The sequence below is a fragment of the Thermoanaerobaculia bacterium genome, from assembly GCA_035260525.1.
Lineage (GTDB): Bacteria > Acidobacteriota > Thermoanaerobaculia > UBA5066 > DATFVB01 > DATFVB01.
The window spans coordinates 1-9,531 of record DATFVB010000158.1; the positions used below are offsets into that span (position 1 = coordinate 1).

8 protein-coding genes and 1 tRNA gene are annotated in these 9,531 nt (G+C 71.2%); 8 read left to right on the forward strand and 1 reads right to left on the reverse strand.

Features of this window, described 5'->3' with window-relative positions; translation table 11 throughout:
- Positions 1-569 precede the first annotated feature (569 nt).
- Both VKH46_07635 and VKH46_07640 read left to right on the forward strand, forming a co-directional pair.
- Positions 570-1,289, forward strand: a complete 720-nt coding sequence (locus tag VKH46_07635) for a hypothetical protein (GenBank protein ID HKB70700.1) — start codon at positions 570-572, stop codon at positions 1,287-1,289.
- A gap of 122 nt (positions 1,290-1,411) precedes the next feature.
- Positions 1,412-1,486 (forward strand) — tRNA-Gln (locus tag VKH46_07640).
- 685 nt (positions 1,487-2,171) lie between these two features.
- Here the strand turns inward: VKH46_07640 and VKH46_07645 are convergent.
- The gene (locus VKH46_07645) at positions 2,172-3,179 is read right to left on the reverse strand and encodes a 2-dehydropantoate 2-reductase (GenBank protein ID HKB70701.1); all 1,008 of its coding nucleotides are present in this window, start codon (positions 3,177-3,179) and stop codon (positions 2,172-2,174) included.
- Between the two features lie 97 nt (positions 3,180-3,276).
- Between VKH46_07645 and VKH46_07650 the strand changes: the two genes are divergently transcribed.
- From VKH46_07650 to VKH46_07675, 6 genes are all read left to right on the forward strand, one after another.
- A complete protein-coding gene (locus VKH46_07650; GenBank protein HKB70702.1) occupies positions 3,277-4,512 on the forward strand; it encodes a 2-hydroxyacyl-CoA dehydratase family protein in 1,236 nt (411 codons plus the stop codon).
- On the forward strand, positions 4,505-5,311 hold the full coding sequence (locus VKH46_07655) for an acyl-CoA dehydratase activase (protein HKB70703.1): 807 nt from the start codon (positions 4,505-4,507) through the stop codon (positions 5,309-5,311). The genes VKH46_07650 and VKH46_07655 overlap by 8 nt, the downstream gene beginning before the upstream one ends.
- Positions 5,308-7,449 (forward strand): acetate--CoA ligase family protein, encoded by a 2,142-nt coding sequence (locus VKH46_07660; protein ID HKB70704.1) that lies wholly within the window; start codon positions 5,308-5,310, stop codon positions 7,447-7,449. Before VKH46_07655 ends, VKH46_07660 begins: the two co-directional genes overlap by 4 nt.
- Positions 7,446-7,931 (forward strand): (2Fe-2S)-binding protein, encoded by a 486-nt coding sequence (locus tag VKH46_07665; GenBank protein HKB70705.1) that lies wholly within the window; start codon positions 7,446-7,448, stop codon positions 7,929-7,931. Before VKH46_07660 ends, VKH46_07665 begins: the two co-directional genes overlap by 4 nt.
- A 4-nt stretch (positions 7,932-7,935) precedes the next feature.
- The gene (locus tag VKH46_07670) at positions 7,936-8,808 is read left to right on the forward strand and encodes a xanthine dehydrogenase family protein subunit M (GenBank protein ID HKB70706.1); all 873 of its coding nucleotides are present in this window, start codon (positions 7,936-7,938) and stop codon (positions 8,806-8,808) included.
- On the forward strand, positions 8,805-9,531 hold a 727-nt coding region (locus VKH46_07675; protein HKB70707.1), incomplete at its 3' end, for a molybdopterin cofactor-binding domain-containing protein. The genes VKH46_07670 and VKH46_07675, both read left to right, overlap by 4 nt.

The following is a 9,531-nucleotide window of genomic DNA, read 5'->3' on the forward strand; positions in this document are numbered from 1 at the left end:
GACGTACCCTCTCGGTACGCCTTACCCGCCGCCGGGCGACCCGCATCCCGCCGGGCTCGCGTCTCGCCGCGCCTCGTCGTTGTCATAACTGATCGCCGGAGGTCTTCGATTCGCGGCGTTGCCGGCGCGGCGACTTGTCGCGCCGAAGCTTCAGCGAAGGCGGAGCGGGCGCGTGCCGCCCGGCGGCGGGACGACGTACCCTCTCGGTACGCCTTACCCGCCGCCGGGCGACCCGCATCCCGCCGGGCTCGCGTCTCGCCGCGCCTCGTCGTTGTCATAACTGATCGCCGGAGGTCTTCGATTCGCGGCGTTGCCGGCGTTGCGACTTGTCGCGCCGAAGCTTCAGCGAAGGCGGAGCGGGCATGTGCCGCCCGGCGGCGGGACGACGTACGCTCTCGGTACGCCTTACCCGCCGCCGGGCGACCCGCATCCCGCCGGGCTCGCGTCTCGCCGCGCCTCGTCGTTGCGATCAACTGAAATCGTCTGAAGGTCGTTATCCGCACCCGGAGGAGAACGCGGACCGCCGCCGTATGCAGTCGCTCCGGTAAGATCTTTCGCGGAGGTGCCCGATGGGGGATCGAGACGACATCGCCGCGCGGGTGGCGCGGCTCGAAAGGCAAAACCGGCGATTCAAGGTCGGCGCGATGACGGCGGGCCTCGGCGCCGCACTGCTGCTGCTGGCGTCCGCGCGGTCGGCGGGGCACGTGCGGATCCTCCAGGCGACGGAGCTGCGGCTGACCGACCCGACCGGGGCGCTGCGCGGCTCGCTGTCCGCGGACCGGACCGGGGCTCAGCTGCTGCTCAAGGACTCGACCGGCAAGAACCGGGCCCGGCTGAGGGTCGCCGACGACGGGACGCCACGGCTCGAGCTCCTCGACCGGATGGAACGCGTCCGGCTGGGGATGGCGCTCGACCGCGACGGCGCGGCGACGGCGCACCTCGACGACGACGCTGCGCATGCGCGCATTCGCCTGTCGACTGCGGGCGACGGCTCCGCGCACGTCGAGCTCTCGGACGGAGCGAAGAAGCGCGCGGCGATGGAAGTCCTGGCCGACGGATCCGCGGGTCTCGCGATTTTCGACAAGGAAGAGAGCGCGCGCGTGCGGGCCGGAGTCACCGACGACGGTTCGCCCGCGGTCAAGCTGATCGACGGGGATGGGACGCTGCGCGCGTCGCTCGGCACGATCGCCCTGAAGGAGACGAATTCCGGGGCGGAGATGCGCACCCAGGAGGGCTCGCTCGTCCTCTTCGACAGGAAGGGCGCGGTCGTCTTCAAGCAGCCGAAGTGAGAGGCGCCGCGGCGTAAGATCACATCCTGCTGGGGAGCCGCCTGAGAGCTGGCGCCGCGTTGAAGCGACAGGGTCGCTTAACGCGGCGTGTGCGCTCTCCTCGGGCTAGAATCGTTGTTTGCTGGGGAGTCGCCTAACGGTAGGGCAGCGGCCTTTGGAGCCGCCTATTGAAGGTTCGAATCCTTCCTCCCCAACCACCGTCGCATTCGCGACGCTCGCGGGGCTCGGATCGCAAATGCTCCCGCATCGCAGACCTCCTCCGCTCGGTTACTTCGCGGAGACTTTCCGCGACGCGCCTGCGCGGCTCGGGTAAGAGCCCTCGACCGCTCCGGGGCCCCGGGCCCGCCGGGGGTCATGGCTGCGACCTCGCGGAGCTCGGATCGCAGGGACACAGTCGCCGAGTGGAAAAAGGCCGAAGCGCTGAACGAGCGACGCGACCGCGCCGCCGCCACCCCCTCGCCGACGCTTCTGCTCCCGCGGCGCAAGTCGTTTCGCGCGGTTACCGCGCGAAACTTCGTCGCGCCGCGAAGGGCCCCCGGCCTCGCCAAGAACGTGTCGACGGCAGCGCTGTGGGAATCGCGAAGCGATTTCCGCAGTTTTCCACCTCCCCCATACCGGCCCGGGGACCGGGAGCGCGAGGCGATCCTGCGACTGGTCCACGAGCGACTCGACCGGAGGATCACTACCCCCCCTCGTTGATGCTTCTGCTTTCGCTGCGTCAGTCGTCTAGAGCAGGGATGGCGCGAACTTCGCCGCACCGCGGTGGGCCAAGGTTTCGATCGCGCACGAGCAGCAGGTCGAGGTGTTCAGCGCGATCCGATCGACGAGCGCGCCGGTGCGGCGCGCAATCGCTGACGATTCCCGCAGCGACTCGCGAGTGGGTCAGTGGACCGGAACGGGGATCCGGGGCTCGGCCTTCCACGCGGGCACCGCGGCGGCCGCCATGGCGCGCTCGATCTCGCCCGCCGCCGTCCGGCCCTTCACGAGCGCCAGGAGCGTCTGGTCGATCGGGGCGGGGAGACCGGCGCGGCGCGCATAGTCGACGAACTTCCCCTCCATCCAGTCCACCTCGGTCGGGAGCCCGTGCTGCACGTCCGAGTAGCTCGAGGGCATGTGCTCGCGCGCCTTCTCGTGGAAGACGACGAGGTCGTGGAGGAATCCTTCGCGGATCACGATCCCGTGAGCCTTCGCGATCGCGATGCGTTCTACCAGCAGGTCCACGAAAGTCTGCCGCAAGACGGGAATGTCGAGGATCCCGCCGATCGTCAGACCCGTGACGGCTGAAAGAGAGTTCATCGCGTTGGCGATGGCCTTCTCCCAGACCCGCGTCACGATGTCGGGGGTCGCTCGCGTGGGGAGCCCGGACGCGGTCATGGCGTCGGCCAGCCCGGTACAGGCCGGGTAGAGCTCGGGCGAGAAGCCGCCGACGAAGTTGGGACGGTGCCAGAAGGTCATGCGCAGATGCCCGGGCTCAACCTGGTTGGCGCCGTAGCGGACGACCGCCCGGGCCACCCGCGACGCCCCGAAGGCGGCGAGGAGCGGCGCCTCGGTGTCGATGCCGTTCTGGTAGGCGAGGAGGAACGTGGACGGCCCCGCCGCCCTCTCGAGAGCGGGGCAGAGGACCGGGACGACCGGAGCCTTCGTGGCCACGATGATGACGTCCGGGTCCCACCCCTCGACGGCGGCCAGAGTCGGGACGGCGTGCCGCACGGGGACGGTCAGCTCCGCCGCGCCCGTCACCCGCAGCCCCTTTTCCCGCAGGAGGGGAGCGAGATCCGGGGCATTGTCGACGACGACGACTTCGTGGCCGCCGTGGATGAGGAAGGCCGCGAGGGTCCCGCCGGCGGGTCCCGCGCCGACGACTACGGCCCGCAGCTGCTGGACATCCATGGCCGCCTCCGGTCGCGTGATGCGAATGATTCATATTATCATGACTTACAATTCATGAATTGGCCGCCGGCCGGCGGCCGCGGCGGGAGAGGAAACGATGGCCGAGGCTCCGCGGATCGCGGCGACGCAGGCGCTGAAGGATTTGATGGAGCGCCGCTTCCGCTCGCTCGACGCGGCGGCCCGGGATCCCGGACGCCGCGTGGCATGGTGCACCTCGGTCGGCCCCGTCGAGCTCCTCGTGGCGTTCGGGTTCGAGGTCTACTTTCCGGAAAACCACGGGGCTTTGCTCGGCGCGACGCGCCAGGCGGGCCGGCACATCCCGCGCGCGATCGCCGAAGGGTATTCGCCGGACATCTGCTCGTACCTGACGTCGGACGTCGGCGCGTTCCTGGCCGGCGAGACGCCGCTCGCCGGCGCCTACGGCGTCTCCGGCGTCCCGAAGCCCGACGTCCTCGTCTACAACACGAACCAGTGCCGCGACGTGCAGGACTGGTTCTCGTTCTACGGGCGCCGCTGGGGCCTGCCCGTTCTCGGAATTCAGACGCACCGCGGCGTCGGCGAGGTCACCGACGCCCACGTCGATTCGGTCGAGCGCCAGATCCGGGCGCTCTGCGAGCCGCTGGCGAAGATCGCGGGACATTCGGTCGACGGCGCGCGCCTCGAGGAAGTCGTCGACGCCAGCCGCGAAACGAGCCGCCTCTGGGGGGCGATTCTCGAGACGGGCGCCCGCCGTCCGTCGCCTCTTTCCTTCTTCGACGGCGCGATTCACATGGGGCCGGCGGTGATCGCCCGCGGAACGGAGGAGGCCAACTCCTACTATCGGCTTCTCCTCGCCGAGCTGACCGAACGCGCGGAACGGGGAATCGCCGCCGTGCCCGGCGAGCGCCGCCGCCTCTACTGGGACGGAATGCCGGTCTGGGGGCGGCTTCGGGCGCTCTCGGATCTCTTCCGGGAGCTCCGGACCTGCGTCGTCGCCTCGACCTACTGCCACTCGTGGATCTTCGAGGCCCTCGACCCGAAGGACCCGTTCCGCTCGATGGCGCGAGCCGCCGTCGAGCTCTTCATCGTGCGCTCGGAGGAGGAGAAGGAGAAGACGCTCGCCGGCATGGCGCGCCGGTACGCGGTGGACGGCATCGTGTTTCACGACGCGAAGACCTGCCCCAACAATTCGAACAGCCGGTACGGGCTCCCGGGCCGGATCTCGAAGACGCTCGGCATTCCGACGCTCGTCTTCCAGGGCGACGTCAACGACCTGCGCCTCTATTCCGACGAGCAGACGGCGACCAACATCGAAGCCTTCGTCGAGCAGCTCGACGAGCGGGTCGATGCCTGAGTCCAACGGCTATTTCGCGGGGATCGACGTCGGCTCGACGACGACGAAGGCCGTGATCGTCGATGGCGCCGGGGTGCTGCGGGCCGCCGCCGTCGCGCGGTCGGGCGCCGATTTCGAGCGCGCCGCCTCCCGGACCCTGGACGAGGCCCTCGCGATCGCGGGGATCCCGCGCCGGCGCATCGGGCGGATCGTCTCGACCGGGTACGGGCGGCGCAACGTCCCGTTCGCGGACGACCGGCGCACCGAGATCGCCTGCCACGCCCGGGGCGCGTTCGAGCAGGCCCGGCGCGCGGTGACCGTCGTGGACGTGGGAGGGCAGGACTCCAAGATGATCGTTCTCGACGGCGCCGGCGCGCGCCTGCGCTTCCGAATGAACCGGAAGTGCGCGGCGGGGACGGGAGCCTTCCTCGAGGAGATGGCCCGCCGCCTCGACGTCCCGATCGCGGAGCTCGACGCTCTCGCCCGCCGCTCCACGAAGAAAGTCTCCCTCGGCAGCTTCTGCACGGTCTTCGCGGCGACCGAAGTGCTGGCCAAGATCCGCGCCGGCGAGAAGCCGGAAGACCTCGCCCACGCCGCCCTGCGCTCGGTCGCGCGGCAGGCGACGGAAGGGGAGAACGTCGTCGGCCCCGTGATCGCGACGGGCGGCGTGGCGGAGCACCTGCCTCTCTTCGCCGAGATCCTCGCCGACGTGCTCGGGACCTCCGTCGACGTGCCGGCGCATGCGCAGGCTTGCGGCGCGTTCGGGGCCGCGCTCGTGGCGCGCGACGGGTCCGGCTCCGACGACGCGGACCCGCGATGACCGCGCTCCCGCTCGCCGCCGGCCGGGAGAAGATCGGGTTCGCCGGCCTCGACGCCTTCTTCCACCCCCGAGCGATCGCCGTGATCGGCGCCTCGCCCCAGAAGCTCACGATCGGTCACCGGATCCTGGAAAACCTCGCGGCATACGGGTTTCCCGGCCCCGTCTATCCGGTGCACCCGACGGCCGGCGCCGTGAACGGCCTCCGCGCCTACCGAACCCTGCGCGAGATCGACGGCCCCGTCGATCTCGCCCACATCATCGTGAAGAGCGCGATGGTGCTCGATCAGCTGGAGGAGTGCGCGCACAAGGGCGTCGCGGCGGTCATCGTGAACACGTCGGGCTTCCGCGAGGTCGGGAGCGAGGGGGAGGATCGGGAGCGCCGGCTCGCAGAGCGGGCGCGCGAGCTCGGAATCCGCGTCTTCGGTCCCAACTGCCAGGGCGTGATCAGCACGGACCCCGCCTGTCCGCTCTACTCCAACTTCACCTTCGCGCGCGTTCGGCCCGGGGTCGTCTCGATCGTCGCCCAGGGCGGCGGCGTCGGGGAAGTGGTCAACAACGAGCTCCAGGAGCGGGGCGTCGGCCTGCGGATGTACGCCTCCAACGGCAACGCCTGCGACGTGAGCGTGCCGGAAATCCTCGAGTATTTCGGGGCCGACGACGGCGCTCGCGTGATCGTCCTCCACGTGGAGAGCATTCCCGATCCGCGCCGTCTCCTCGAGGTGGCCCGCGCCGTCACGCGGCGCAAGCCCGTCCTCGCCTTGAAGTCGGGCACGACCCGCGAGGGCGCGAAGGCGGTCGCCTCGCACACGGGCGGGCTCCTCGAGGAGGACGCCACGGCGGACCTCGTCTTCGAGGCGGCCGGCATCGTGCGCGTGCGGTCGACCCGGGAGCTCTGCGACGCGGCGTCGGCCCTCTCCCGCCAGCCCGCGGCGCGGGGCCGGCGCCTCGCCGTCCTGACGAACGCGGGAAGCCCCGCGATCTGCGCCACGGACGAGGCGGTGAACCGGGGACTTTCCCTCCCGGAACCCTCCGCCGGGACGAAGGCGGAGCTTCGGGCGTCGCTCTTCGCCACCGCCTCGCTCCACAACCCGGTGGACATGATGGCGACGGCGACCGCGCGCGAGTACGGCGCGGCGATCCGCGCGCTCCTCGGGGATCCGGGCTACGACGCGCTCCTCGTCTCCTTCATCACGCCCTTCTTCGTCGACTGCGAGGCGGTCGCGCGCGAGATCGTGGCGGCGAGCGCCGGCGCGCGCATCCCGGTCGTCGCCAACGTGATGGCGAGCCCCGAGAGAGAAGAGGTGGTTCGGATCCTGGAAGCGGCGGGGATCCCCTCCTTCTACCATCCGGAGGCGGCGGCCGGGGCGGCGGCCGCTCTCTCGCGCGCCGGCGAGATGATGCGGCGAACGGACGAACCCGGCCGAGTCGAGCTCTCGCGCGTCGACGAGAGCGGAGGCCGGGCGGCCGTCGAGTCCGCTCTCGCGCGTGGAGGCGGCTGGCTCGACCCCGCGGAGGCGTTCGCGCTCGCGTCGTCGTACGGCATCCCGGTCCCGGAGTGGGGCAGCGCCGCGACTCCGGAAGAGGCGGCGGCGGAGGCCGAGCGGATCGGGTTCCCGGTCGTCCTGAAGGCGGTCGCACGGGATCTCGTTCATCGCAGCGACGAGGACGCGGTCGTCCTCGACCTGCGCGACCGGAGCAACGTTCTCGCCGCGGCGGCCGATCTCCTCGACCGGTTCGCGCGGAGATCGCCGTCGCTCGTCGTCCAGAAGCAGGCGCCGGCCGGGACCGAGGTCCTCGTCGGCGCGGCCGCGGTGGCGAACCTCGGCCACACCGTCGCGTTCGGTCTCGGCGGTATCCTCGTCGAAGCCGTGAACGACGTCGTCTTCGGTCTGGCCCCGATGGCTTCGCAGGACGCGGAGAGGATGATCGGCTCGATCCGGGGGGCGCGTCTCCTCGAGGCCGGGCGGGGAAAGCCCGGCGCCGACCGCGCCGCTCTCGTCGACCTCCTTCTTCGGGTGAGCCGTCTCGTGACGGACAATCCCCGAATCCGGGAGCTCGACCTGAACCCCGTCATCGCGCGGCCGGCAGGCGAGGCCACGATGGCGGTCGACGTCCGCGCGCGGGTGGAGGCGCGATGAAGAAGCGGCTCGTCTCCCTCCGCGTCAACGGGGCGGAGCACGAGATCGCGGTGCCGCCCTGGCGGACGTTGAACGACGCGCTCCGCGAGGACCTGCGTCTGACCGGAACGAAGAAGGGGTGCGGCGACGGCGATTGCGGCGCCTGCACCGTCCTGCTCGACGGCCGTTCGGTGGTGTCCTGCCTCACCCTCGCCGTGGACGCGGAGGGGTGCGACATCGTCACGGTCGAGGGGCTCGCGCCAGGACGCGAGCGGCTGCATCCCGTGCAGCAGAGCTTCATCGAGAAGGGAGCCATCCAGTGCGGCTTTTGCACGCCGGGGATGGAGCTCTCCGCCGTCTTCCTGCTCGGGAAGAATCCGAGCCCCTCCGAGCCGGAAATCCGCGCCGGTCTCTCGGGCAACCTCTGCCGCTGCACCGGCTACGCGAAGATCGTCGAGGCGATCCGCGACGCCGCCGCGCGCGGCACGGGCGGGAGGTCGTAGGCTCATGCCCGCCGCCCGTTTCGAGTTCCTCTCTCCGAGGAGCCTGGCGGAGACACTCGAGATCCTCTCCCGGTACGGAGATCGTGCGCGGGTGCTCGCGGGCGGCACCGATCTCGTCCCGAAGCTCCTCAGGGGAACGTTGCGGCCGGAGGCCGTCGTCTCGCTGCGCCACGTCGAGGAGCTCCGCGGCCTGACGTTCGATCCCGATCGGGGACTCTCGATCGGCGCGGCCGTCCGCCACGCGGAGGTGATGGAGCATCCCGACGTGCGGGCGCACTACCCGGCCCTGGTCCATGCCCTCTCGCAGCTCGCCACCGTTCAGGTCCGCAACATGGGGACGATCGCCGGCAACCTCTGCAACGCGTCCCCCTGCGCCGACAGCGCCCCGATCCTGCTCGCCCGGGAGGCTCGCCTCGAGATCGGAGGCCCCGCCGGGTCGCGCTCGCTGCCGCTTTCGGAGTTCTTCCTCGGACCGGGTCGCACGTCGCTCGCGGCGGGCGAGCTGCTGACGGCGATCCGGGTCCCGCCACCGGCGCCGCGCGCGGCGTTCGCGTTCCGCTCCATCTCGGGCCGTTCGAGAGTGGACATGAGCGCCGCTTCCGTCGCGGCGATGGTCCGGCTCGAGGACGGCCGGATCGCCGGCGCGCGGATCTTCCTCGGTGCGGTCGGTCCCACCGCCCTGCGCGCGCCGCGAGCGGAGGAGGTCCTGCGCGGCGGGGTCCCGGACGACGCTCTCCTCGCACAAGCCGGCGAGGCCGCGGCGGCCGAGTCGAAACCGATCAGCGACGTGCGCGCGACGGCCGCCTGGCGGCGCCGCATGGTCTCCGTTCTCGCGCGGCGCGCGCTCGCCGAGGCGGCGGAAAGGGCGAGGGCGTGAGCGAGTTCTCGGTGATCGGCAAGCGCGTCCCGCGCGTCGACGCCTGGGAGAAGGCGACGGGCGAGGCGCGATACACGGACGACTTCTCCCTTCCCGGGATGCTCCACGGCCGGCTCCTCCGGAGCCCGGTTCCCCATGCCCGGATCGTCTCGATCGACACGAGCCGCGCGAAGGCGCTTCCGGGCGTCGCCGCGGTCGTCACCGCGGCGGATTTCCCCCAGGTGAATTACGGGAACTGGCGCCTCGTCCCTTCGACGCAGGACGAGACGGCCCTCGCGAGGGAAACCGTGCGCTTCGTCGGCGACGAGGTCGCCGCCGTCGCGGCCGTGGATCGCGATACGGCCGAGGAAGCGCTCGCGCTCATCCGCGTCGAGTACGAGGAGCGGCCCGGAGTCTTCGACATCGATGCCGCGACGGGGGCGGGCGCCCCGATCCTCCACGAGGGAACGCCCGGGAACGTGAGCGTCACGAGGAACATCTCCTACGGAGATCTCGACGAGCAGTTCGCGCGCAGCGACTACGTCCGCGAGGACACCTTCGAGCTCCAGGCCGTGAGCCCCGCCTACCTCGAGCCCTGCTCGACGCTCGCGGTCGTCGACGAACAGGGGCGCGTGGCCCTCACGTCGAGCACGCAGACGCCCTACATCGTCCAGTGCCTCCTCGCGAAGGCCTTGGGCATCCGCGAGAACGAGGTGCGGGTCGTCAAGCCGGCGCTCGGCGGCG

What these genes read in the sequence shown, in the direction of transcription:
- VKH46_07635 (HKB70700.1), top strand. Translation starts at nt 570, where the DNA reads ATGGGGGATCGAGACGACATCGCCGCGCGGGTGGCGCGGCTCGAAAGG.
- VKH46_07645 (HKB70701.1), bottom strand. Translation starts at nt 3,179, where the DNA reads ATGGATGTCCAGCAGCTGCGGGCCGTAGTCGTCGGCGCGGGACCCGCC.
- VKH46_07650 (HKB70702.1), top strand. Translation starts at nt 3,277, where the DNA reads ATGGCCGAGGCTCCGCGGATCGCGGCGACGCAGGCGCTGAAGGATTTG.
- VKH46_07655 (HKB70703.1), top strand. Translation starts at nt 4,505, where the DNA reads ATGCCTGAGTCCAACGGCTATTTCGCGGGGATCGACGTCGGCTCGACG.
- VKH46_07660 (HKB70704.1), top strand. Translation starts at nt 5,308, where the DNA reads ATGACCGCGCTCCCGCTCGCCGCCGGCCGGGAGAAGATCGGGTTCGCC.
- VKH46_07665 (HKB70705.1), top strand. Translation starts at nt 7,446, where the DNA reads ATGAAGAAGCGGCTCGTCTCCCTCCGCGTCAACGGGGCGGAGCACGAG.
- VKH46_07670 (HKB70706.1), top strand. Translation starts at nt 7,936, where the DNA reads ATGCCCGCCGCCCGTTTCGAGTTCCTCTCTCCGAGGAGCCTGGCGGAG.